Source organism: Curvibacter lanceolatus ATCC 14669 (assembly GCF_000381265.1).
GTDB lineage: Bacteria > Pseudomonadota > Gammaproteobacteria > Burkholderiales > Burkholderiaceae_C > Curvibacter > Curvibacter lanceolatus.
The window spans coordinates 54,895-75,723 of record NZ_KB906254.1; the positions used below are offsets into that span (position 1 = coordinate 54,895).

The 20,829-nt window shown below is 69.4% G+C and carries 22 protein-coding genes, 1 other RNA gene and 1 riboswitch; of the genes, 16 read left to right on the forward strand and 7 right to left on the reverse strand.

Going from position 1 to position 20,829, the window contains the following annotated elements; translation table 11 throughout:
* Positions 1–3: 3 nt before the first annotated feature.
* The 3 genes from ssrS to F624_RS0104545 form a co-directional block, all read right to left on the reverse strand.
* A non-coding RNA gene (gene ssrS / locus F624_RS36455) (6S RNA) lies at positions 4–184 on the reverse strand.
* A 96-nt stretch (positions 185–280) separates the two neighbouring features.
* Positions 281–661 (reverse strand): cell division protein ZapA, encoded by a 381-nt coding sequence (locus F624_RS0104540; protein WP_019573079.1) that lies wholly within the window; start codon positions 659–661, stop codon positions 281–283.
* Positions 658–894, reverse strand: a complete 237-nt coding sequence (locus F624_RS0104545; protein WP_019573080.1) for a cell division protein ZapB — start codon at positions 892–894, stop codon at positions 658–660. Before F624_RS0104545 ends, F624_RS0104540 begins: the two co-directional genes overlap by 4 nt.
* Positions 895–931: 37 nt before the next feature.
* Positions 932–1,177, forward strand: a riboswitch (cobalamin riboswitch).
* A gap of 91 nt (positions 1,178–1,268) precedes the next feature.
* Here F624_RS0104545 and F624_RS0104550 point away from each other — a divergent pair.
* From F624_RS0104550 to F624_RS0104620, 14 genes are all read left to right on the forward strand, one after another.
* The gene (locus tag F624_RS0104550; RefSeq protein ID WP_019573081.1) at positions 1,269–3,137 is read left to right on the forward strand and encodes a TonB-dependent receptor domain-containing protein; all 1,869 of its coding nucleotides are present in this window, start codon (positions 1,269–1,271) and stop codon (positions 3,135–3,137) included.
* A complete protein-coding gene (locus F624_RS0104555) occupies positions 3,137–4,486 on the forward strand; it encodes a cobyrinic acid a,c-diamide synthase CobB (RefSeq protein ID WP_019573082.1) in 1,350 nt (449 codons plus the stop codon). The genes F624_RS0104550 and F624_RS0104555 overlap by 1 nt, the downstream gene beginning before the upstream one ends.
* The gene (locus tag F624_RS0104560) at positions 4,483–5,046 is read left to right on the forward strand and encodes a bifunctional adenosylcobinamide kinase/adenosylcobinamide-phosphate guanylyltransferase (protein WP_019573083.1); all 564 of its coding nucleotides are present in this window, start codon (positions 4,483–4,485) and stop codon (positions 5,044–5,046) included. Before F624_RS0104555 ends, F624_RS0104560 begins: the two co-directional genes overlap by 4 nt.
* 49 nt (positions 5,047–5,095) lie before the next feature.
* Entirely contained in the window at positions 5,096–5,959 is an 864-nt protein-coding gene (locus F624_RS0104565) for an ABC transporter substrate-binding protein (RefSeq protein WP_019573084.1), read from the forward strand.
* Positions 5,956–6,975, forward strand: a complete 1,020-nt coding sequence (locus tag F624_RS0104570) for a FecCD family ABC transporter permease (RefSeq protein ID WP_019573085.1) — start codon at positions 5,956–5,958, stop codon at positions 6,973–6,975. The genes F624_RS0104565 and F624_RS0104570 overlap by 4 nt, the downstream gene beginning before the upstream one ends.
* Positions 6,972–7,778: an ABC transporter ATP-binding protein gene (locus tag F624_RS0104575; protein ID WP_019573086.1), complete on the forward strand. Its 807-nt coding sequence runs from the start codon at positions 6,972–6,974 to the stop codon at positions 7,776–7,778. Before F624_RS0104570 ends, F624_RS0104575 begins: the two co-directional genes overlap by 4 nt.
* A 10-nt stretch (positions 7,779–7,788) precedes the next feature.
* A complete protein-coding gene (gene cobO / locus F624_RS0104580; RefSeq protein WP_019573087.1) occupies positions 7,789–8,358 on the forward strand; it encodes a cob(I)yrinic acid a,c-diamide adenosyltransferase in 570 nt (189 codons plus the stop codon).
* A 47-nt stretch (positions 8,359–8,405) separates the two neighbouring features.
* Positions 8,406–9,113, forward strand: a complete 708-nt coding sequence (bluB, locus tag F624_RS0104585; protein WP_031254102.1) for a 5,6-dimethylbenzimidazole synthase — start codon at positions 8,406–8,408, stop codon at positions 9,111–9,113.
* A complete protein-coding gene (gene cbiB, locus F624_RS0104590; RefSeq protein WP_211224138.1) occupies positions 9,100–10,110 on the forward strand; it encodes an adenosylcobinamide-phosphate synthase CbiB in 1,011 nt (336 codons plus the stop codon). The genes bluB and cbiB overlap by 14 nt, the downstream gene beginning before the upstream one ends.
* Positions 10,107–11,105 (forward strand): aminotransferase class I/II-fold pyridoxal phosphate-dependent enzyme, encoded by a 999-nt coding sequence (locus F624_RS0104595; RefSeq protein ID WP_019573090.1) that lies wholly within the window; start codon positions 10,107–10,109, stop codon positions 11,103–11,105. The genes cbiB and F624_RS0104595 overlap by 4 nt, the downstream gene beginning before the upstream one ends.
* 55 nt (positions 11,106–11,160) lie before the next feature.
* Positions 11,161–12,624, forward strand: a complete 1,464-nt coding sequence (locus F624_RS0104600; RefSeq protein ID WP_019573091.1) for a cobyric acid synthase — start codon at positions 11,161–11,163, stop codon at positions 12,622–12,624.
* Positions 12,625–12,876: 252 nt separating this feature from the next.
* Positions 12,877–14,244, forward strand: a complete 1,368-nt coding sequence (locus tag F624_RS0104610) for a homoserine dehydrogenase (protein WP_019573093.1) — start codon at positions 12,877–12,879, stop codon at positions 14,242–14,244.
* Between the two features lie 94 nt (positions 14,245–14,338).
* Entirely contained in the window at positions 14,339–14,944 is a 606-nt protein-coding gene (locus tag F624_RS0104615) for a hypothetical protein (RefSeq protein WP_019573094.1), read from the forward strand.
* A 66-nt stretch (positions 14,945–15,010) separates the two neighbouring features.
* Positions 15,011–15,706, forward strand: a complete 696-nt coding sequence (locus F624_RS0104620) for a phosphatase PAP2 family protein (RefSeq protein WP_019573095.1) — start codon at positions 15,011–15,013, stop codon at positions 15,704–15,706.
* A gap of 130 nt (positions 15,707–15,836) precedes the next feature.
* On the opposite strand, the gene F624_RS0104625 is transcribed toward F624_RS0104620, so the two are convergent.
* Entirely contained in the window at positions 15,837–16,130 is a 294-nt protein-coding gene (locus tag F624_RS0104625) for a DUF4148 domain-containing protein (protein WP_019573096.1), read from the reverse strand.
* 251 nt (positions 16,131–16,381) lie between these two features.
* Here F624_RS0104625 and F624_RS0104630 point away from each other — a divergent pair, with 251 nt between their 5' ends.
* Positions 16,382–17,578: an MFS transporter gene (locus F624_RS0104630; protein WP_019573097.1), complete on the forward strand. Its 1,197-nt coding sequence runs from the start codon at positions 16,382–16,384 to the stop codon at positions 17,576–17,578.
* Positions 17,579–17,670: 92 nt separating this feature from the next.
* Here F624_RS0104630 and F624_RS0104635 read toward each other — a convergent pair whose 3' ends face one another.
* Together F624_RS0104635 and F624_RS0104640 are read right to left on the reverse strand one after the other, a co-directional pair.
* A complete protein-coding gene (locus F624_RS0104635) occupies positions 17,671–17,967 on the reverse strand; it encodes a hypothetical protein (RefSeq protein ID WP_019573098.1) in 297 nt (98 codons plus the stop codon).
* Between the two features lie 74 nt (positions 17,968–18,041).
* Complete coding sequence (locus F624_RS0104640; protein WP_019573099.1) at positions 18,042–18,338, reverse strand: hypothetical protein; 297 nt, start codon at positions 18,336–18,338, stop codon at positions 18,042–18,044.
* Between the two features lie 318 nt (positions 18,339–18,656).
* Between F624_RS0104640 and F624_RS0104645 the strand changes: the two genes are divergently transcribed.
* Positions 18,657–20,222 (forward strand): class I adenylate-forming enzyme family protein, encoded by a 1,566-nt coding sequence (locus F624_RS0104645; RefSeq protein WP_019573100.1) that lies wholly within the window; start codon positions 18,657–18,659, stop codon positions 20,220–20,222.
* 12 nt (positions 20,223–20,234) lie between these two features.
* On the opposite strand, the gene F624_RS0104650 is transcribed toward F624_RS0104645, so the two are convergent.
* Entirely contained in the window at positions 20,235–20,798 is a 564-nt protein-coding gene (locus F624_RS0104650; RefSeq protein ID WP_019573101.1) for a lipid-binding SYLF domain-containing protein, read from the reverse strand.
* Between the last annotated feature and the right edge of the window lie 31 nt (positions 20,799–20,829).

The following is a 20,829-nucleotide window of genomic DNA, read 5'->3' on the forward strand; positions in this document are numbered from 1 at the left end:
AGATAGGTGTCTGCAAGTGCCACCGGACCGGCATCCTGAACCGGGGGTTCAGGTGGGCAAGGGCAGACTGGCGTTGGGTTCATCTGACGCGAGACGATCACGCTCACCAGCCGATGTACCAAGCCCGGGCTCAAAGAGCATTGGTTCAAGGAAATATAAAGCCCGGCATGCACTGCAGACGGTTGCCATTGTAGGCCCGCCGAAGGGGTGCTGGCGCCAAGAGGGCCTAGATCTTCATCGATGCGGGGGCTTTGCTTGACAGGCCACCCGTTGGGCTGATTCAGATCAGGTGGCCGTCGCCGCCCAGGGCGTTGTCGAGTTGGCGGATCAACTGGTTCAGTCGCTGGGTATCGTGCTCGCTGAGCGCGCCTGCGGTCAGGTTGTCGGCTGCTGCGGGCTGCGGTGCAGGCTGTGATGTGGGGGCCTGTCGGGCCTGGGCCTGGGCTTGCAGTTCGGCGTTTTCGCGATCGGCCAGCTCAAAGGCGAAGTTCAGGGCGGCCAGCACGGCAATGCGGTCACGGGCCCGCACCTTGCCGGCATCGCGGATCTTGCACATGGCGGTGTCCAGTCGCTCCACGGCATCCAGCAGGCGCGACTCTCGGCCATCGGGGCAGGCCAGCAGATAGCTCTGCTGCATGATCTGGACTTCGACTTGCTTCATGCGGCCTTGTCCTCGGACGGTTCGGTGGGCAGCGGTGGCAGGCGCTCCAGCAAGGCCTCGACACGGGAGCGCGCGGCATTCAGCCGCGACTTCAGGCTGTCACGCTCGCGCCCCAGGGCGGCCACCTGCTCGGTGAGCAAGGCGTTGGTGCGTTGCAACTCTTCGTGGCGCACCAGAAGCCGCTCAACGCGATCGGCGATCTGGTCAATGGGGTGCAGGTCGGAGGGTGCCATACAGCCGGCTATTGTAGGACGACCGTCAGTGAATGGTTCTAAAATGCCGACTGTTGGTGCTCGCGGTGTGGTTCACACACCGCAGTTCAACGGGAAGCAGGAACGGGCAGGCGCCACGCGCCCCGCCTTCAACCTGCGCTGCCCCCGCAACGGTCAAGCAGACGAGCCTCTTGCAGGCTCCGCCTCTCTCACTCCAGCCACTGGATGCTCTGAACACGCATCTGGGAAGGCGAGAGAGGTTGTCTCTGCCAGCCCGGATACCGGCCAACAAGGTGAATGCCATGGCTTGCCCGTTCAGGCCCTGGCTTTCGTGACGTCCAAGTGCCGGCGGGGAAGCCGGCTCGGACCTATTTTGCTGATCTGCCTCCTGCCCCATGAAGAACCCATCCGTTCAATCGTCTGTCCGTGCGCGCGCCCGTCATGGCCTGAGCCCTCTTGCCCTGGCCGCCGGCCTGTGTGTTCTGCAGGCAACTGCTGCTCAAGCGGCCGAAGCGCCCATCTTGGTGGCAGGTTTGAACCCGCTCAAGGAAACCGTGGTCACGGCCACGCGCACCGAGCAACCTCTGGCCGACCTGGTGGCCGACGTCACCCTGATCGACCGCGAGACCATCGAAAACAGCGGTGCCACCGGCCTGGCCGATGTGCTGGCCCGCGTGCCCGGCATTGAAATTTCCCGCAATGGCGGTCCGGGCACCACCACCAGCGTGTTCCTGCGCGGGGCCGAGACCCGTTTCACCGCCGTGTTCATCGATGGCATCCGGGTCGACTCCCAATCCACCGGCGGCGCCGCCTGGGAGGCCATTCCCCTGGGCCTGATCGACCGCATCGAGGTCTTGCGTGGCCCGGCGGGCGCGGTCTACGGCTCCGACGCCATCGGCGGCGTGGTGCAGATCTTCACCAAGAAGGGCGATGGCGCCCCCAAGCCCTATGTCGGCATGGGCATCGGCAGCCTGCGCAGCACCCATCTTGAGGCCGCCATCAGCGGTGCCGACGGGGCCGTCGACTACGCCCTGGGCGTGCAAAACGAGACCAGCCTGGGTTTCAATGCCCGGCCCATCGCCTCGGCCAACCCTGACCGCGACGGCTACCGCAGCAACTCGGGCTATGCCCGTGTCGGCGCCCAGCTCAACCGCGACCAGCGCCTGGAGGCCACCTTGCTGGGCAGCAACATGAACTCGGGTTACGACGCCAACCTGAGCAAGGACGACCGCAACATGCACCGTCTGTATGCCGCCGGCCTGAACTGGTCTGCGCGCTGGAACGAGGGCTACAGCACCCGCGTCAGCGTCACCGAATCGTCCGACCACTACACCACCCAGCCCAACCCCTACCAGACCACCACCCGCGTGCGCGGCTACCTGTTCCAGAACGAATGGAAGCGCGGCGCGGCCAGCTGGACTGCGGCGCTCGAACGTCGGGAAGATCAACTGCAGAACGCCCCCATCGACCGCAGCCGCTCGCAAGACGCCCTGGCCCTGGGCTACGGCCTGCGCTGGCAGGCCCACACCGTGCAGCTCAACCTGCGCCATGACCGCGACAGCGAATTCGGCAGCCACAACACCGGCAGTGCCGCCTACGGCTATGCGATCACCCCGGCCTGGCGCGCCACGGTGTCGGCCGGTACGGCCTTCCGTGCGCCCACGCTGTACCAGCGCTTCAGTGAGTACGGTCTGGCCTCGCTGCAGCCCGAGTCCAGCCGCAACCTCGAGGCCGGCCTGCGCTACCAGCAGGGCAGCAGCCTGTACAGCGTGGTGGCCTTCCGCAACACGGTGGACAACCTGATCAACTTCGGCGGCGCCGGCGCTTGTTCCTCGCCCTTTGGCTGCTATGCCAACACCGGCCATGCGCGCTACGAAGGCCTGACTTTCACGGGTGAGCAGCGCGTCGACACCGTGCTGCTGCGCGGCTCGCTCGATGTGCAAGACCCCAAGGACCTGGTCACCGGCAAGCAACTGGCCCGCCGTGCGCGCCAGCACGGCACCTTCAGTGCCGAGACCCGCCTGGCCCGGTGGAACCTGGCCGCCGAGGCGCAATGGTCGGGCCGCCGCTTCGACAATGCCGCCAACACCGTGACGCTGGGCGGCTACACCCTGTTCAACCTGCGCGCCAGCACCGACATCGCCCCCGACTGGAAGCTGCTGGCCCGCCTGAACAACCTGGCCGACAAGTCCTACCAATTGGCCAACACCTACGCCACCCCCGGCCGCAGCGTGTACCTGGGCCTGATCTGGGCGCCGCGCTGATGAGCGCACCCATGGCTGCGCTGGCCCCCGTGGTGCTGGTGGCCGCGCCCGCGTCCGGCCAGGGCAAGACCACGGTCGCCTCGGCCCTGGCGCGGCTGCACAGCCGGGCCGGGCGGCGGGTGCGTGCCTTCAAGTGCGGGCCGGATTTTCTCGACCCCTGCTGGCTGGCCCTGGCCAGCGGCGGCCCCGTGCATTCGCTTGACCTGTGGATGAATGGCGAGGCCGACTGTGCGGCCCGCCTGCAACAGGCCGCCGCCGACAGCGATCTGGTGATCGTCGAAGGCGTGATGGGCCTGTTCGACGGCCAGCCCAGCGCTGGCGATCTGGCGCGCCGTTTTGGCCTGCCGGTGCTCGCGGTGATCGACGGCTCGGCCATGGCCGGCACCTTCGGCGCGCTGGCCTACGGCCTGCAGCATTACCAGCCGGGCCTGCCCTGGCTGGGCGTGCTGGCCAACCGCGTGGGCAGCGAGCGCCATGCCCACATGCTGCGCGACGGCCTGCGCGAGCCTGCCACCTGGTTGGGCGCGCTGCCACGCAGTGCCGACTGGGCTCTGCCTGAGCGGCACCTGGGCCTGGTGCAGGCGGCAGAACTGCCCGACGCCCTGGCCCGGCTGGACGCGGCGGCCGATGCCCTGGCCGCCACCCCCATCGGCCAGCGTGCGCTGGCTGACTGGCCGGCCTGGCAGCCCCCGGCCGACCTGCCCGCCGCCCCGCTGCCGGTGCCGCCCTTGTTGGCAGGCCGCCGCGTGGCCGTGGCCCGCGACGCTGCGTTCTGCTTCATCTACCCGGCCAACCTGGATTGCCTGCGTGCCCTGGGGGCCGAGGTGGTCTTCTTCTCGCCGCTGGCCGACGCCGCCTTGCCCGATTGCGATGCCTTGTGGTTGCCCGGCGGCTACCCCGAGCTGCACGGCCCGGCCCTGGCAGGCAACCACGCGATGCGCCAAAGCCTGCACGCCCATGTGGCCGCCGGCCGCCCCGTGTGGGCCGAGTGCGGCGGCATGATGGCCTTGTTCGACCGCCTGGTCACCCGCGAGGGCGAGCCGCACGCCGGCTTCGGCCTGCTGCCCGGCCAGGTGCTGATGCAAAAGCGGCTGGTGGCCCTGGGCCCGCAGCAATGGACCCCCACCCCGGGCGGCGCCAGCTTGCGCGGGCACACCTTTCACCATTCGCGCTGCGAGACCGCGCTGCAGCCCGTGGGCCGCAGCGTGCGCCCCGGCGTGTCGCCGCATGGCAGCGAAGGCGAGGCCGTGTATGGCCTGGGCCCGGTGCGGGCCAGTTACTTCCATGCCTGGTTTGCCTCTGCCCCCGAGGCGGTGGCGGCCTTGTTTCTGCCGGGGGCCCAGTCATGAACCATGCCTACCGAGAGCTGATCCTGGGCGGCCAGAAAAGTGGCAAGTCGGCGCGTGCCGAGCAGCAGGCCGCCCAGTGGCTGGCCCAGCCGCAGCGCCAGGCCGTGCTGATCGCCACCGCCCAGCCCTGGGACCCCGAGATGGCCGCGCGCATCGAGCGTCACCAGCGCGACCGGGCCCAGCGTGTGCCGGGCCTGCAGACCGTCGAATCACCGCTGGACTGGCCCGCCGAATTGCGCCGCTTGAGCCGGCACGACACCCTGGTGGTGGTCGATTGCCTGACCCTGTGGCTGACCAATCTCCTCATGCCCATCGACCCGGCCGCTGCGGTGGGCGTCGATGGGCTGGCGCGGCGCATCAGCGAGGCGGCCGAAGCCCTGACCCGGGCCTCGGGCCCGGTTCTGCTGGTCAGCAACGAGATCGGCCTGGGCGTCATCCCGATGGGGCGCGAGGTGCGCGCCTTTGTCGATGCGCTGGGGCAGCTCAACCAACGCCTGGCCCAGGCCTGCGACCGCGTCACCTTGATGGCCGCCGGCTTGCCGCTGACCTTGAAACCCTGAAGGCCCTCGCTTGAATCTCTTCGCTCCCTTTCGATCCTTGGCCTGCCGCATGCTGCCGTGCTTGGCTCTGGTGGCCAGTGCCAGCCTGTGGGCGGCCCCGGCCGCCATCGAGCTGCAGGACGACCGGGGCGTCAGCGTGCAGCTGGCCCAGCCGCCGCAGCGCATCATCAGCCTGCTGCCCTCGTTGACGGAGTCGATCTGCGCCATGGGCGGCTGCGCCCGCCTGGTGGGGGTGGACCGCTACTCCACCTGGCCCACGTCCGTTCAGGCCCTGCCGCATCTCGGCGGGCTGGACGATGCCAACATCGAAGGCATCGTGGCGCTGCGGCCCGATGTGGTGCTGCTGGCCAAGTCGGCGCGTGCCACGCCTCGGCTGGAGCAGCTGGGCCTCAAGGTGGTGGCCCTGGAGCCGCGCAGTTACGCCGATGTGCAACGCGTGCTGGGCAAGATCGGCGTGGTGCTGCAGGTGCCCGAGGCCCAGGGCGCGGCCCGCATCTGGCGCCAGATCGATGCCGAGGTGTCGGCGGCGGCCCAGTCGCTGCCGGCCCGGGTGCGCAACGCCCGGGTGTATTACGAGGTGAATCGCGCGCCCTATGCGGCCAGCGAATCGTCCTTCATCGGTGAGACCCTGAGCCGCCTCGGGGCGCGCAATGTGGTGCCCGCCTCGCTGGGCCCGTTTCCCAAGCTCAACCCCGAGTACGTGGTGCGCGCCAACCCCGATCTGATCATGATCGGCGACCGCAACTTCGAGGGCCTGGCGCAGCGCCCGGGCTGGGAGCGCATCCGCGCCGTGCGCGAAGACCGCGTCTGCCGTTTCAGCGCCGCCGAATCCGACGTGATGGTGCGCCCCGGCCCGCGCATGGGCGAGGCCGCACGCCTGATGGCGCGCTGCCTGCAGGAGCGCGCCCCATGAGCCCCCGCGCCTGGCGGCCGGCCGCCGTGCTGTTCGTTCTGGTGCTGCTGGTGGCTGGCCTGCTGGCACTCAGCCTGGGCGTGGGCAGCACCGGCTTCCAACTGGTGACCCGCTTGTTCGACGACCCGCTGGCGGGGCAGATCGTGCTCGACATCCGCCTGCCGCGCTCGCTGGGCGCCTTGGCCGCCGGGGCCTTGCTGGGCCTGGCCGGTGCCGTGGCCCAGGGCCTGTTCCGCAACCCGCTGGCCGACCCCTATTTGCTTGGCAGCGCCTCGGGCGCCTCGCTGGGCGTGGCCTTTGCCCTGGTGTGGCTGGGGCAGCGGCCTTTGAACCTGCTGCTGTCGTCCGACTGGCTGATGCGACTGGGCCTGACCGGGGCCGCCTTTGTCGGGGCCGTGGGCGCCGTGCTGCTCACCCTGGCGCTGGCGCGCGGCGTGCAACAGACCCTGCGCCTGCTGCTGGCCGGCGTCATCGTGGGGGTGGTGCTGGGCGCCATCACCTCGTTGCTGCTGCTGCGTGTGCCCGAAATCATGCAGCCCATGCAGGCCTTCATGCTGGGCAACACCGGCTTTGTGGGCTGGACCTCGGCCTCGCTGATGGGGGCGGTGTGGTGTCTGTGCGCGCTGGTGGCCTTGGGCGCGGCCCGCGGGCTGGATGGCCTGTCGCTGGGCGAGGCCACGGCCCTCAGCCTGGGCCTGCCGCTGGGGGTGTTGCGCAGTGTGCTGGTGGCCGTGCTGGCGCTGGCCACCGGCACGGCGGTGGCGCAGACCGGCCTGATCGCCTTTGTCGGCCTGGCCGCACCGCACCTGGTGCGCGGCCTGGTCAAGACGGGCCACGCCTGGCAGCTGTTGCTGGCCAGCCTGACCGGGGGCTGCCTGTTGATGCTGGCCGATGTGCTGGCGCGCGGCCTCACGGCACCGCAGGAGCTGCCCGTGGGCGCCTTGACGGCCGTGCTGGGCGGCAGCTACCTGCTGTGGCTCATGCACCGCCGGGGCAGCCTGGGGGGCGGCGCATGAGCACCGTGCCACTGGCCCTGCAGGCCCGGGGCCTGAGCGCCCGCCTGGGCGAGCGCCCGGTGCTGCACGACATCGACCTGGGGCTGCGCCAGGGGGCGTGGACCAGCATCGTGGGCCCCAACGGGGCCGGCAAGTCGACCCTGCTGCGCGCCTTGGCGGGCCTGTTGCCCTGCGGGGGCGAGATCACCCTGCTGCAACGCCCGCTGCGCCAGTGGCCCGCCCGTGAACGCGGCCGCACCGTGGCCTGGCTGGGGCAGGGCGAGCAGGCCGCCCATGATTTGCGGGTGCTGGACGTGGTGATGCTGGGCCGCCTGCCGCACCGAGGCTGGCTGGCCGCGCCCGGTGCCGCCGACCACGCCGCCGTCGAACAGGCGCTGCGCAGCACCCAGGCCTGGGCATGGCGCGAGCGCAGCCTGGGCCAGCTCTCGGGCGGTGAGCGCCAGCGCGTGCTGCTGGCCCGCGCCCTGGCCGTGCAGGCCCCGGTGCTGCTGATGGACGAACCCCTGGCCAACCTCGACCCGCCGCACCAGGCCGACTGGCTGGACACCGTGCGCCAGTTGGTGGCGCAGGGGCACACCGTGGTCAGCGTGCTGCACGAACTGGGCATGGCCTTGCAGGCCGATGAGTTGGTGGTGATGGCGCAAGGCCGCATCTGCCACCACGGCCCCACCGCCGCGCCGGCCACGCACCGTGCGCTGGAGCAGGTGTTCGACCAGCGCCTGCGCATCCACCCGGTGCAGGGGCAATGGGTGCCCTTGCCCGTGGCCCGTGCCGAAACCGAACCCCACCCCGAGCCTTCCTGAAAGCCACGCCATGCAGATCGAAACCCCACCCACCGAGAAGCCCTATGACAAAGCCGAGGGCGAGCGCCGCGGCCTGATCATCGTCAACACCGGCGACGGCAAGGGCAAGAGCACGGCTGCTTTTGGCTTGGCGCTGCGCGCGCATGGCCGCGGCAAGGCCGTCAAGATCTACCAGTTCATGAAGGTGCCCAGCGCCCGCTTTGGCGAGCACCGCATGTTCGAGCAACTGGGCATCCCGGTCGAAGGCCTGGGCGACGGCTTCAGCTGGAAGAGCAAGGACCTGGACCACTCCGCCCAGTTGGCCCGCGATGGCTGGGCCCGCGCCCGGGACCTGATCCTGGCCGGCGAGCATTTTCTGGTGGTGCTCGATGAGATCACCTACCCCCTGATCTATGGCTGGCTGCCCCTGGGCGAGGTGCTGACCACCCTGCGCGAGCGCCCACGCCATGTGCACGTGGTGCTCACCGGGCGCCGCTGCCCCGAAGAGATCGTGACGATGGCCGACACCGTGACCGAGATGAAGCTGATCAAGCACGCCTTCCAGGCCGGCATCCCGGCCCAGCGCGGCATCGAGGACTGAGCGTGGCCTGCGAGACCTCGCCCGTGTCAGGCACCGACACCTCGCCCATCTCGGGTGCCGACACCTCCCCTGCGGCCCAGGCCTTTGCCCCCGCCGAGCGCGAGGCGGTGTACCGCGCCATCCACCAGCGGCGCGACATGCGGCACTTCAGCGGCGGGCAGGTGGCGCCTGAGTTGCTTCGCCGCCTGCTGGAGGCGGCCCACCACGCGCCCAGCGTCGGCTTCATGCAGCCCTGGCGCTTCATCCGCATCAGCCGGCCCGACACCCGGGCGCGGCTGCATGCGCTGGTCGAGGCCGAGCGCGTGCAGACCGCCCAGGCCCTGGGTGTGCGGCAGGAAGAGTTCATGCGCCTCAAGGTGCAGGGCGTGCTCGACTGCGCCGAGCTGCTGGCGGTGGCGCTGGGCGATGGGCGCGAGCGCCACATCTTCGGGCGCCGCACCCTGCCGCAGATGGACCTGGCCTCGGCCAGCTGTGCCATCCAGAACCTGTGGTTGGCGGCCCGTGCCGAAGGGCTGGGCCTGGGCTGGGTCTCGATCTTCGATCCGCTGGCGGTGGCCCGCGTGCTGGGCCTGCCCGAGGGGGCCGAGGTGATCGCGCTGCTGTGCCTGGGCCCGGTCAGTGCCTTTTACGAGCAGCCCATGCTGCAGCAGGAGCGCTGGGCGCGCCGTGCGGCCCTGGGCGATCTGGTGTTTGACGAGCAATGGGGCCAGCCCAGCGCCTTGTTCGCCGAGGGGCCGGGCCTTGAGTCTGACTGAGCCCTGGGTGGGCCTGGCCCTGGCCGCCGCCGTGCCGTTGGCCCTGGCGGTGGACCGCCTGTGGGGCGAGCCGCCCTCGGCCGTGCACCCTGTCGTCTGGATGGGGCGCTATCTGGCCTGGACCGGGCATCGCCTGGCCCCCCGTGAAGGCGAGGGCACCGACCCGGAAGGCCGGCGTGATCTGCCGCGCTTGCTGGGTGGGGCCCTGCTGTGGTGTGGCGGTGCGGCCCTTTGTGCCGGGCTGGCCGTCGGGCTGCAGGCCTGGGCCGCTCAGCAGCCGGTCTGGCTGGCGGCCTTGGTGCTGGGCCTGGCCCTCAAGCCGCTGCTGGCCTGGCGCCTGCTGGGGGACGAGGTGCAGGCGGTGGAGGATGCCCTGGCCGACTCGCTGCCCGCCGGTCGCGCCCGCCTGGCCTGGCTGGTGAGCCGCGATGTCAGCCAGCTGGGGCCGCACCAGGTGCGCGAAAGCGCCATCGAGTCGCTGGCCGAGAACCTCAACGATTCGGTGGTGGCCCCGCTGTTCTGGTTTGCCGTGGCCGGGCTGCCCGGGGCGGCGCTGTACCGCTTTGCCAACACCGCCGATGCCATGTGGGGCTACCCCGGCTGGCGCGGCGGCCCTGGCCGGTGCCACTACTGGGCCTGGGCCGGCAAGTGGGCCGCGCGGGCGGACGACGTGCTGTCCTGGGTGCCGGCGCGGCTCACGGCGCTGTTGCTGGCGCTGCCCGCGCGCCTGCGCTGGCGCAGCTTGCGCACCGAGGCGGGCAAGACCCCTTCGCCCAACAGCGGCTGGCCCATGGCGGCCATGGCCTTGCGCCTGGGTGTGCGCCTGGGCAAGCCCGGGGCCTATGTGCTGAACCCGCAGGCCCCCAGCCCTGGCCCGGTGCACACCCAGCGCGCCCTGGCCTGGGCCGGCAGCGCTGTGGGCTGGGCGACTGCGCTCAGTGGCGGCGCGCTGGCTCTGGCTGCGGCCTGGCCCTGGTCTGTGGGCGGGGGCGCATGAGCTTGCTGCCGCGCGTGCACGGCGGCCCCGATGCCCTAGGCGTGCCGCTGCATGATTTCTCCACCAACAGCAACGCCTGCGGCCCGTGTCCGGCCGCCTGGCAACAGGTGCAATCGGCCGACGCCACCCATTACCCCGATGCGGGCTACCACGCGCTGCGCGAGCGCCTGGCCGCGCGCCACGGGGTGGCGCCAGAGCGGGTGGTGCTGGCCGGCAGCGCCAGCGAGTTCATCTTCCGTTTCACGGCCTGGGCCTGGCGCGAAGGGCTGCGCCACGCGCGCCTGCCCCGCCATGCCTATGGCGACTACGCCCAGGCGGCCCAGGCCTGGGGCCTGGCGTTGACGACCCACGACGACGCGGCGGAGCCCGCTTGGCCTGCTTCCGCGCCTCCCTTCCTGGCCTGGGCCTGTGAGCCTGCCAGCCCGCTGGGGGATGACCTGCCCGGCGATGCGGTGTTCCAGGGCGCCGCCCTGGCCGTGCTCGATCGCGCCTACGAGCCCCTGCGCCTGAGCGGTGCCAGCGGCCTCTCGGCCGACTGCCTGGCTCACACCTGGCAGCTGTACAGCCCCAACAAGGCCTTGGGCCTGACGGGCGTGCGCGGGGCCTACGCGCTGGCCCCGGTGGGGGCCGAGCCGGCGGTGGGTACCTTGCAGGCCCTGTGCCCCTCGTGGCCGCTGGGGGCCCATGGGGTGGCCCTGCTGCAGGCCTGGTGCGAGCCGGCCGTGCACGATTGGCTGGCCGAATCCTTGCCACGATTGCGCGCCTGGAAGGCCCGGCAGCAGGCGCTGTGTCACCATCTGGGCTGGCTGGTACAGCCCAGCCAGGCCAACTTCTTTTGCGTGCAGCCCACGCCCGCGCACGCGGCCCGTCTGCCGGGCCTGCGTGAGCAGGGCATCAAGCTGCGTGACGCGACCTCCTTCGGCCTGCCGGGCTGGTGGCGCATGGGTGTGCTGCCGCCAGCCGCCCAGCAGGCGCTGGCCCAGGCCCTGTCTTGAAACCGGAACCGACATGACTCTTCAGAAAACCACCCTCGGCCCGGCGCATTGCGTGATGGTGCTGGGCACCACCAGCGGCGCCGGCAAGAGCTGGCTCACCACCGCCCTGTGCCGCTGGTACGCGCGCCAGGGCTTCAAGGTGGCGCCTTTCAAGGCGCAGAACATGAGCAACAACGCCCGCGTGGTGGCCGGCCCGGGGGGGCAGCCCGGCGAGATCGGCAGTGCCCAGTACTTTCAGTCGCTCGCTGCCGGGGCCGAGCCCGAGGTGCGCATGAACCCCTTGCTGCTCAAGCCCGAGGCCGACACGCGCAGCCAGGTGGTGTTGCTGGGCCAGGTCGACACGGCCTTGACCGAGATGCCCTGGCGCGGCCGCAGCGAGAAGGTGTGGCCCGCCATCGCCCGCACCCTGGACGCGCTGCGCGCCGACCACGATGTGGTGGTGATCGAAGGCGCCGGCTCGCCGGCCGAGATCAACCTGCACGCCAGCGACATCGTCAACCTGCGTGTGGCACGCCATGCCCAGGCCGAATGCCTGCTGGTGACCGACATCGACCGAGGCGGTGCCTTTGCCCACCTCTACGGCACCTGGGCCCTGCTGCCCGAAGACGAGCGCCCCTACATCCAGGGCTTTGTGCTGAACAAATTTCGGGGCGATGCCAGCCTGCTGGCGCCCGGGCCCGAGATGCTGGAGCAGCTCACTGGCGTGCCCACCGTGGCCGTGGTGCCCATGAACTGGCAGCACGGCCTGCCCGAGGAAGACGGCGTGTTCGACGACCGCAGCGCAGGTGTCAGCGGCGCGGTGCACACCCGCATCGCGGTGGTGGCCTACCCGCGCATCAGCAACCTCGATGAATTCCAGCCGCTCAAGAACGTGCCCGGCGTGCGCCTGAACTGGGCCCGCAGCCCGGCCGATCTGGACGGCGCCGACTGGGTGATCCTGCCCGGCAGCAAGGCCACGGCGGCCGATCTGGCCTGGCTGCGCGCGCAAGGCCTGGACCAGGCCGTGGCCCGCCATGCCGAGCGTGGCGGCCGGGTGCTGGGCGTGTGCGGTGGCCTGCAGATGCTGGGCGAAGCCTTGATCGACACCCAGGGCATCGATGGCAACGCCCCCGGCCTGGGCCTGCTGCCCCTGGTGACCACCTTCGAGGTCGAGAAGACCGTGCGCCACACCCAGGCGCGCTTTGCCGAGGTGGCCGCGCCCTGGGCGGCCTTGTCGCAGGTGGCCCTGCAGGGCTATGAGATCCACCACGGCCAGACCGCCCAGCACCCGGCCATGGCCGCGGCGGGTGATGTGGCGCGCGAGCTGATCCCGGGCCTGGCCTGGCAGAGCGCCAATGGGCGCGTGCTGGGCCTGTACCTGCATGGCCTGTTCGAGGACGCCGCCGTGCTGCGGGCGCTGTTCGGCGCCGATGCGCCCACGCTGGAGCAGGTGTTCGAGCGCCTGGCCGATCAGGTGGATCAGTGCTTCGACCCGGCCTGGCTGCAGCGCAGCTGCGAACGAGCGCGGGCAGGGCGCTGATTTTTCACGCTACACTGTGCCACATGACCTTTGAACGCTTCCTCAACGCCTTTTGCCCCGCCATCGCGGTGCCCGCAGGCGTGTCCGTGATGGCACGGACCGGGGCATCGTGCATGGGCATGATGATGATCACCATTACCACCGCGGCCCCCTAGCAGCGTTGGGGTGGCCGTACCGGCTGCCCCTGGTGTGAGTCTCCGAACCAACCCAGCCCGGCAGCTGGGTTTTTTCATTTCTGGTCCGGAGAAACACATGTACCACGATCCCGAATCCCATTTTCCCGAGGGCGCCCTGGCGGCCGCCTCGCTGCCGGCCCTGCGCGTGGGCCTGATTGGCCTGGGCACAGTGGGCGCGGGCACCCTGCAGGTGCTGCAGCGCAACCGCCATGAAATCGCGCTGCGGGCCGGCCGACCGATCCGCGTCACGGTGGCCACGGCGCGCAACCTGCAGCGCGCCGCCAGCCTGTTGGGCCCCGCGGTGCGACTGGTGAGCGATGCCCAGGCCCTGATCAACGACCCCGATGTGGATGTGGTGGTCGAGGCCGTGGGCGGCACCGAGCTGCCCCGCCAGTGGTTGCTGCAGGCCTTGGCCTTGGGCAAGCCGGTGGTCACCGCCAACAAGGCCTTGCTGGCCCAGCACGGCAGCGAGATCTTTGCCGCCGCCTCGGCCGCCGGCACCAGCGTGGCCTTCGAGGGCGCGGTGGCGGTCAGCATCCCCATCATCAAGGCCTTGCGCGAAGGCCTGGGCGCCAACCGCATCGAGTGGGTGGCCGGCATCATCAATGGCACCAGCAATTTCATCCTCAGCGCCATGCGCGAGCGGGGGCTGGGCTTCGAAGCCGCTCTGGCCGAGGCCCAGCGCCTGGGCTATGCCGAGGCCGATCCGGCGTTTGACGTGGACGGTGTGGACGCCGCGCACAAGCTCACGCTGCTGTCGGCCATGGCCTTCGGCACGCCGGTGCAGTTCGACCGGGTGCATGTGGAGGGCATCCGCCACCTGCAGGCGCAGGACGTGCGACTGGCCGAACGCCTGGGCTACCGCGTCAAGCTGCTGGGCATCACACGGCGCCGGCCCGAGGGGCTTGAGCTGCGCGTGCACCCGGCCCTGTTGCCGGCCGATCAGTTGCTGGCCCAGGTGAACGGCAGCATGAACGGCATCCTGGTCAAGGGCGATGCCTCGGGCGTCACGATGTACTACGGGGCCGGGGCGGGCTCCGAGCCCACGGCCTCGGCTGTGATCGCCGATCTGATCGACCTGGCGCGCCTGCATGGCGGCCGGCATGAGCACCGGGTGCCGCACCTGGCCTTCCAGCCTGCGGCCCTGCGCTCTTTGCCGGTGCTGCCCATGGCGACGCTGCGGGGCGCCCACTACCTGCGCTGGAGCGCCACTGACGAGGCCGGCCTGAGCCCGTTGATGGCCCGCCTGGCGGCCGCGCTGGAAACCCACCGCATCCCGGTGCGTCGGCTGGAGCGGGTGCCCGGCGAGGCGGGGCAGGCGCCGGCGGTGGTGGTGTTGACGGGGCCGGCCCTGGAGGGCGACGTTGTGGCGCTGCGAGGGGCCATGGCGCCAGCGGGTGTGCCGGGGGCGGCGGCCTGGCTGCGCATCGAATCCTTGGGTTGACGCCTGGCGGATCTGGGGGCGTGGCGGTGGATGGGGGCTGGGCTGGCTACACTCAGCGGCTGCTCAATCTCATCAACGCCTACTGCCGCCCCCGATGGACTTCTTTTTTTTGGCCCTGTTCGCGGGCTTCGCTTTTCACATCGTCAAGACCCACGAGCAGCGCCGCCGCATCGGCTTGCTGGGCAGCGTCCTGGGCCAGTACCAGATCGAAAAGCTGATGGAAACGGTGACCGAGGGTTACCTGCGTGCGCTGGGGGAAAAGGATTTGGCACGGCGTGACCAGATCTGGCAGTTGCTGGCCAGCGCCGAGATCAGCCTGAGCGACCAGTTCAGCCGCTTTGCCCAGGAATTTGCCCGACTCGACGCTTCAATCACCCGGGTGAGCCGGTTCCCCGTCGCCTTGCCCTGGGTGGACCGTCTGTTCCCGGCCTTCACCTTCGACCTGCGCGAGCTGTTCAAGATCCATGCCCGTGGCTTGGCCCAGGCGGCACTGGCCCAGAGCGGATTGTCGGAGCGTGATCGGGCCTATCGGCTGTCAGCCGAGCTGTTCCTCATGCAGCACAGCTGCCACTGGTTCTGCAAGTCGAAAGCCGTGGCCTCTGCCCGCTTGCTGCGGCGTCATCAGACCTCGCACGCCCAGGTGCTGGCGGCAGTGTCTCCCGAGACCAGGCGTGCCTACCTGGCCTTGGTTGCAGGGTGAAACCTTGTTGAAGGGTTTCATCGCTACACTTCGCTAGGTATTAACCATGAGAAAGCTGGGCCTTCCATGATCGATTGGCTGCCTGTCACCCCGCAAACCTGGGAAAGCATCACCTCGCTGGGGTCTGCTGGCCTGATGCTGCCGGTTTGGCTGTTGACCTGGCTGGGGGTATGGCTGGCTCGTGAGCGACTGGCCGCGGGGGTGTGGCTGGTGACCCTGGGGGGGGCCGTGGCCCTGACGCTGATCAGCAAGACCTTGTTCATTGGCTGGGGCATCGGCATTGCCGCCTGGGACTTCACAGGTTTCAGCGGTCATACCCTGTTGGCCACGTCGGTGTTTCCCATTCTGTGCAGCCTGTTGCTGGCCCCTCAGCATCGGCAGTGGCGCTGGCTGACGGCTGCGCTGGGCCTGGGGGTGGCCGCGTTGGTGGCCTTCTCGCGTGTGGTGTTGGGTGCACACAGCGTCAGCGAAGTGGTTTTGGCCTGGTTGCTGGGCTCTGTCGTCTGTGTCTGCACCCTGCTGGCGCTGGGGCGCGTCAAACCCTTTCCCCGGCTGGCCGGGCTGTTGCCTCTGGCATTGCTGTTGCTGGCCGGGCGTGCGGCGCCCCACCTGCCCACGCATGAGTGGGAGGTGCGCATCGCGCTCAAGCTGTCGGGGGCAGAGCGGCCCTACACCCGGGAACAGTTTCAGCAACAGTCAGGTGCTTCGCGCGAGAGGGCGCAGCAGTTGCCGGATCAGGCAACACGACTGGCTGCCCGCTGAGATCTCCACCGGGCTCGGCCCGGGCTGCTGTCGGCTCTGCAGCGCACACAACAAAAAACCGCTGGGCCAAAGGCCTCAGCGGTTTTTTTCTGGCCTGCCCTCACCCGGCAGGGCAAGGGCTTTTGAGGGCTCAGTAGCTCAGTTCGCCGTGCGGCAGCATGCCGGCGCGGTTGGCCTGGGCGGCGGCCTGACGCACTTCAACGCGGGTCAGGGCCGACTTGACTTGGGGCAGCACCTTGGACTTGCTGTCCACGTCAGCGGCGTGCTGGGCAGCCACCAGGGCTTCGGCGTTCACTTCGGCGCGGGTGCGTTGCGACACGGTAGCGGCGGTCTGGTTGTACTCGGCCAGGCCTTCAGCGAAGCTGGGAGCAGCAGCGAAAGCCGAAGCGGCGATCAGGGCGGAGGCGATGAGAGTGCGGTTCATGAGGGATTTCCTTTAGGTGTAATGCCGACTTGCTGAAATCACTAAATTGGGGCAGCGAGTCGATGGGTTGAACTTTATTCTGATTAGCTCGTGAGCAAAATGGCAGCATCAGAAAAATACTATTTCTGTTTACGCAACAAAATGTGTTCCGGGCACTGTTATGAGGCGGCCTGCGCGGCCTTGGATGCCGGGTGCACCAAAGCGGAATCGAACCATTCCCGGCAGAATCACACGCTTTTCAGAAGGCCCGAATGAACTCCTTGTCACTGACCTTGCGCCTGCTGGGCCTGGCCGCCTTCGGCAGCATGGCTTCGATGCGGGTGTGCGACCCCATGCTGGGGGCACTGGGCCATGACTTCAACGTCAGCACGGGCGAGGCTTCGCGTGTCATCGCGTCCTTTGCCGTGGCCTATGGCGTGCTGCAGTTGTTCTATGGGCCTTTGGGTGATCGCCTGGGCAAGATCCGGGTCATCAACCTGGCCACCGCGGGCTGCGCCGTGTTCAGTGCCTTGACGGCACTGGCCCCCAGCCTGGATGTGCTGGTTCTGTCCCGGGCCGCCATGGGTGGGGCGGCCGCCGGCATCATCCCGCTGTCCATGGCCTGGATCGGCGACCAGGTGGGCTATGAGCAGCGGCAGGCCACGCTGGGGCGCTTCATGGGCGCGACGGTCACCGGCATGATGGCCGGGCAGTGGTTTGGCGGCGTGGCCTCCGAATACCTGGGCTGGCGCATGGCGTTTGGCCTGCTGTCGGTGCTGTTCGCACTGGCAGCGTTCACGCTTTACCGCAAGACCGGTGCGCAGCGTGCGGCGCACGCCCAGGCCCTGACCCAGACGCCGCCGGTGCCCTGGCAACGCTCCTTCCATGCCACGTTCGCCTTGTTGCGCCTGCCGCGGGTGCGTTGGGTGGTGTCGGTGACGGCCATCGAGGGGGCATTGGCTTTCGGAACCCTGGCCTTTGTTCCGAGCCGACTGGTCAGCACGCTGGGCTTCAGCCCCTCGGCGGCAGGCGGCGTGATGATGCTGTACGGCGTGGGTGGATTGCTCTACAGCCAGTTCGTCACCCGCTGGTTGCGCCTGTTGGGCGAACGTGGCCTGGCCCTGCTGGGGGGCGCGTTGATCGCCGTGTCGTTGTGGGCCCTGGCGTTTGTACCGGTGGCGGCCGTGGCGGTGTCGGCCTGCTTTCTGGCTGGCCTGGGCTTTTACATGCTGCACAACACCTTGCAGACGCAGGCCACGCAGATGGCGCCGCACGCCCGTGGCAGCGCGGTCACGCTGTTTGCCTGCCTGCTGTTCCTGGGGCAAAGCCTGGGGGTGCTGGTGGTGGGCAGCACGGTGGACCAGGGCGGCCTGGCACCCGCCATGGCGCTGGCCGGCCTGGGTGTGCTGGTGCTGGCCTGGGCGGTCTCGCGGCGCGTGGCGGGGCGCATCGTGGTGCCGGCCGGCTGATACGTTTCAGGCACAAAAAAGCCCCGCGAAGCGGGGCAAGAGGGGTGTTGGGATGTCTCTGGCGCCTGGGCGTTGCGCGACCAGGGTCAGACTCAGAAGCTCAGTTCGCCACGCGGCAGTTGGCCGGCGCGGTTGGCATCGATGGCGGCCTGGCGCACCTCGGTGCGGGTCAGGGCCGACTTGACCTGGGGTTGCACCTTGGACTTGGCGTCCACAGCCACGGCGGCCTGGCGGGCGGCCACGATGGCTTCCTGGCGCACTTCGGCGCTGCTGCGCTGCGACACGCTGGCGGGGGTCTGCTGGTATTCGGCCAGGCCTTCGGCAAAGCTGGGGGCGCTGGCGAAGGCGGCGGCGGCGATCAGGGCGGTGGCGAAGATTTGGCGGTTCATGATGTGCTTTCCGGTTGAAATGGGGGGGGTGGGACGGGGCCGGTGAGAGGCCCTGTCGGGCCACTCTGTGGGCATCAGTAGGTGCTGAAATCTTGAGCGGCGCGGCTCGCAGCGGCCGCTGCTTGACGCACTTCGGCGCGGCTCAGAGCCGACTTCACCGGTGCAGCGATGCGCGACAGGGTGTCGGGGTCGGCGGCGCGCTGGGCGGCCACCAAGGCCTCGGCATGGACCTCGGCACGGCTGCGTTGCGACACCACCGGGGTCGGGCCCTGGTAGGAGTCGGCTTCACCGGCGGCAAAAGCCGGGGCGGCGGCGAAGGCTGCAGCAGCAGCGGCGGAGACGAGGACATAAGCCATCAAAGAGCGGGACATGGTGAGTTTCCTTTCGTATGCTGAAAAACGTTCCGGGCAGGTCGGGCCGGGTGGCCTGGCTTGTCCAGCCTCGATGAAGCGTTGTTTCTGGCTCGCGGCTCATCGATGGAGTGACTGTAGGTGATCGTTCGTTGCAATAAAACAGCTTTTCTTGCAAATGAAAGTTCCGAAATTGGAAACAATCGGCGCGAAACTCTGTGCACACAGCGCGCTGAAGCCTGGGCTGGTCCGGTGTTGGTGCGGCTCAGTCGCTGTCGCGACAGGGCGGATCGGGGGGGGCGCTCCTTATCATTTCGCCTCCTTTGACCCCGCACACCCATGACCCCCACCACTGCCTCTTCGCCCGCTGCCGCGGACTTCCAGTCCATTCCCGACATGATCCGCGCCCACGCCCTGGCGGAGCCGGGCCGGCGGGCCCTGCTGGAAGAGCAGGGCGGCGCCACCCAGGCCCTGAGCTACGGCGAGCTGGACCGGCTCATGGACCAGGTGGCGGTGGCCCTGCAGCGTGACGGCGTGCAGCCCGGGCAGGCGATTGCCGTGTGTGCCAGCAGCTCCGTCCTTTACGCCGCCGTGTTCCTGGGCGCCTTGCGCGCCGGGGTGGTGGTGGCCCCGCTGGCCCCGGGCAGCACGCCCGAAGCCCTGGCCCGGATGATCGATGACGCTGGTGCCCGCCTGCTGTTCACCGACGCTGCTGCGGCCGCCACGGTGGCCGATGCCGGCCTGGGCCGGGTGCCGCGCATCGCGCTCGATGGCTCGCCGGTGGGCACGCCGCTGGCCCACTGGCTGGCAGGCGCCGATGCCCGCCCGGCGCGGGTCGAGATCGAGCCGGCCTGGCCCTTCAACATCATCTATTCCTCGGGCACCACGGGCACGCCCAAGGGCATCGTGCAGTCGCATGGCATGCGCTCGGCCCACGTGAGCCGGGGGGCGGTGTATGGCTACGGCCCCGAGTCGCTGACCCTGCTGTCCACCCCGCTGTACTCGAACACCACCCTGGTGGTGTTCTTCCCCACGCTGGCCTTTGGTGGCAGCGTGTTCCTGATGCCCAAGTTCGACGCCGCCGCCTACCTGCGCCTGGCCCAGCAGCACCGCATGAGCCACACCATGCTGGTGCCGGTGCAGTACCAGCGCCTGATGACCCGGCCCGACTTCGATGCCCATGACCTGGGCGCCACCCACATGAAGTTCTGCACCAGCGCGCCCTTCCATGCCGAGCTCAAGGCCGACGTGCTGGCCCGCTGGCCCGGCGGTCTGGTCGAGTTCTATGGCATGACCGAGGGCGGCGGCACCTGCATCCTCAACGCGCACCTGAACCCCGACAAGCTGCACACCGTGGGTCAGCCGGCCGAGGGGCACGACATCCGCCTGATCGACGATGCTGGCCAAGAAGTGCCCCCGGGCGAGGCCGGCGAGGTGGTGGGCCATTCGGCCGGCATGATGACCGGCTACCACGGCCAGCCCGAGAAGACGCGCGAGGCCGAATGGTTCGCACCCGATGGCAAGCGCTTCATCCGCACCGGCGATGTGGGCCGTTTCGATGCCGAGGGCTTCTTGAGCCTGTTCGACCGCAAGAAGGACATGATCATCTCGGGCGGCTTCAACATCTACCCCAGCGATCTCGAGGCCTTGCTGCGCAGCCACCCGGCCGTGGCCGAAGCCGCGGTGGTGGGCATGCCCTCGGTCGAATGGGGCGAGACCCCGGTGGCCTTTGTGGTGCTGCAGCCCGGTGTCGATGTGGCCGCCGAGGCGCTGCGTCAATGGCTCAACGAGCGCGTGGGCAAGACCCAGCGCCTGGCGGCCCTGCACCTGATCAACGAGCTGCCGCGCAGCGCCATCGGCAAAGTGCTCAAGCGCGAGCTGCGCGACGCCTACGCCGCGCGTTGAATTCAGGCCCGGTCAGGGCTTGATCTTCGAGATCTTGGTGCCCTCCAGGCTCAGGCTGGCCATCAGGCCTTCCTGGTCGAACACATAGGCATAGGCGTCGTTCTTCAGCGTGGTGGTGCTCAGGTTGCGGGCCACCCCCTCATCCACCAGCACCACCGTCGGGCCCACGCCGAACTCCCAGCCTTGCGACTGGTGCAGGTACTTGACCGCCTTGTCGTTCATCAGGAACACCACATAGCCATACGACTGGGCGCCGGCCTGCCAGCCGAAAGAGCCGGTGACCGAGTTGTAGAAGCCCTTGGGCAAGCCGTTCTCGTACAGCACGCCCTCGCCATAGGCACCGCCGAAAATCAAGCCGGCCTTGATGATCTTGGGGAACACCAGGATGGCCTTGGCGTTCTTGGCCAGGGCTTCCGAGCCGGGGCGGGTCTTGTACAGCTGTTGCAGGCTGATTTGAGCCTGCTGGCTCAGCGCACTGGCGTCTGCGGCCAGTGCAGCAGGCGCACTCAAGCCGGTGGCCAGCAAGGCCGCACCGGTGAAGGCCAGGGTCTGAAACATGCGACGGGTGGTGGTCATGGGTGTCTTCCTTGGTTCATGGAGGGTCGGG

What these genes read in the sequence shown, in the direction of transcription:
- F624_RS0104640 (WP_019573099.1), bottom strand. Translation starts at nt 18,338, where the DNA reads ATGTCCCGCTCTTTGATGGCTTATGTCCTCGTCTCCGCCGCTGCTGCT.
- F624_RS0104615 (WP_019573094.1), top strand. Translation starts at nt 14,339, where the DNA reads ATGGACTTCTTTTTTTTGGCCCTGTTCGCGGGCTTCGCTTTTCACATC.
- F624_RS0104540 (WP_019573079.1), bottom strand. Translation starts at nt 661, where the DNA reads ATGAAGCAAGTCGAAGTCCAGATCATGCAGCAGAGCTATCTGCTGGCC.
- F624_RS0104610 (WP_019573093.1), top strand. Translation starts at nt 12,877, where the DNA reads ATGTACCACGATCCCGAATCCCATTTTCCCGAGGGCGCCCTGGCGGCC.
- F624_RS0104570 (WP_019573085.1), top strand. Translation starts at nt 5,956, where the DNA reads ATGAGCCCCCGCGCCTGGCGGCCGGCCGCCGTGCTGTTCGTTCTGGTG.
- F624_RS0104550 (WP_019573081.1), top strand. Translation starts at nt 1,269, where the DNA reads ATGAAGAACCCATCCGTTCAATCGTCTGTCCGTGCGCGCGCCCGTCAT.
- F624_RS0104545 (WP_019573080.1), bottom strand. Translation starts at nt 894, where the DNA reads ATGGCACCCTCCGACCTGCACCCCATTGACCAGATCGCCGATCGCGTT.
- F624_RS0104560 (WP_019573083.1), top strand. Translation starts at nt 4,483, where the DNA reads ATGAACCATGCCTACCGAGAGCTGATCCTGGGCGGCCAGAAAAGTGGC.
- F624_RS0104620 (WP_019573095.1), top strand. Translation starts at nt 15,011, where the DNA reads ATGATCGATTGGCTGCCTGTCACCCCGCAAACCTGGGAAAGCATCACC.
- F624_RS0104650 (WP_019573101.1), bottom strand. Translation starts at nt 20,798, where the DNA reads ATGACCACCACCCGTCGCATGTTTCAGACCCTGGCCTTCACCGGTGCG.
- F624_RS0104645 (WP_019573100.1), top strand. Translation starts at nt 18,657, where the DNA reads ATGACCCCCACCACTGCCTCTTCGCCCGCTGCCGCGGACTTCCAGTCC.
- cobO (WP_019573087.1), top strand. Translation starts at nt 7,789, where the DNA reads ATGCAGATCGAAACCCCACCCACCGAGAAGCCCTATGACAAAGCCGAG.
- F624_RS0104595 (WP_019573090.1), top strand. Translation starts at nt 10,107, where the DNA reads ATGAGCTTGCTGCCGCGCGTGCACGGCGGCCCCGATGCCCTAGGCGTG.
- F624_RS0104600 (WP_019573091.1), top strand. Translation starts at nt 11,161, where the DNA reads ATGGTGCTGGGCACCACCAGCGGCGCCGGCAAGAGCTGGCTCACCACC.
- F624_RS0104635 (WP_019573098.1), bottom strand. Translation starts at nt 17,967, where the DNA reads ATGAACCGCCAAATCTTCGCCACCGCCCTGATCGCCGCCGCCGCCTTC.
- F624_RS0104575 (WP_019573086.1), top strand. Translation starts at nt 6,972, where the DNA reads ATGAGCACCGTGCCACTGGCCCTGCAGGCCCGGGGCCTGAGCGCCCGC.
- F624_RS0104565 (WP_019573084.1), top strand. Translation starts at nt 5,096, where the DNA reads ATGCTGCCGTGCTTGGCTCTGGTGGCCAGTGCCAGCCTGTGGGCGGCC.
- F624_RS0104625 (WP_019573096.1), bottom strand. Translation starts at nt 16,130, where the DNA reads ATGAACCGCACTCTCATCGCCTCCGCCCTGATCGCCGCTTCGGCTTTC.
- F624_RS0104555 (WP_019573082.1), top strand. Translation starts at nt 3,137, where the DNA reads ATGAGCGCACCCATGGCTGCGCTGGCCCCCGTGGTGCTGGTGGCCGCG.
- F624_RS0104630 (WP_019573097.1), top strand. Translation starts at nt 16,382, where the DNA reads ATGAACTCCTTGTCACTGACCTTGCGCCTGCTGGGCCTGGCCGCCTTC.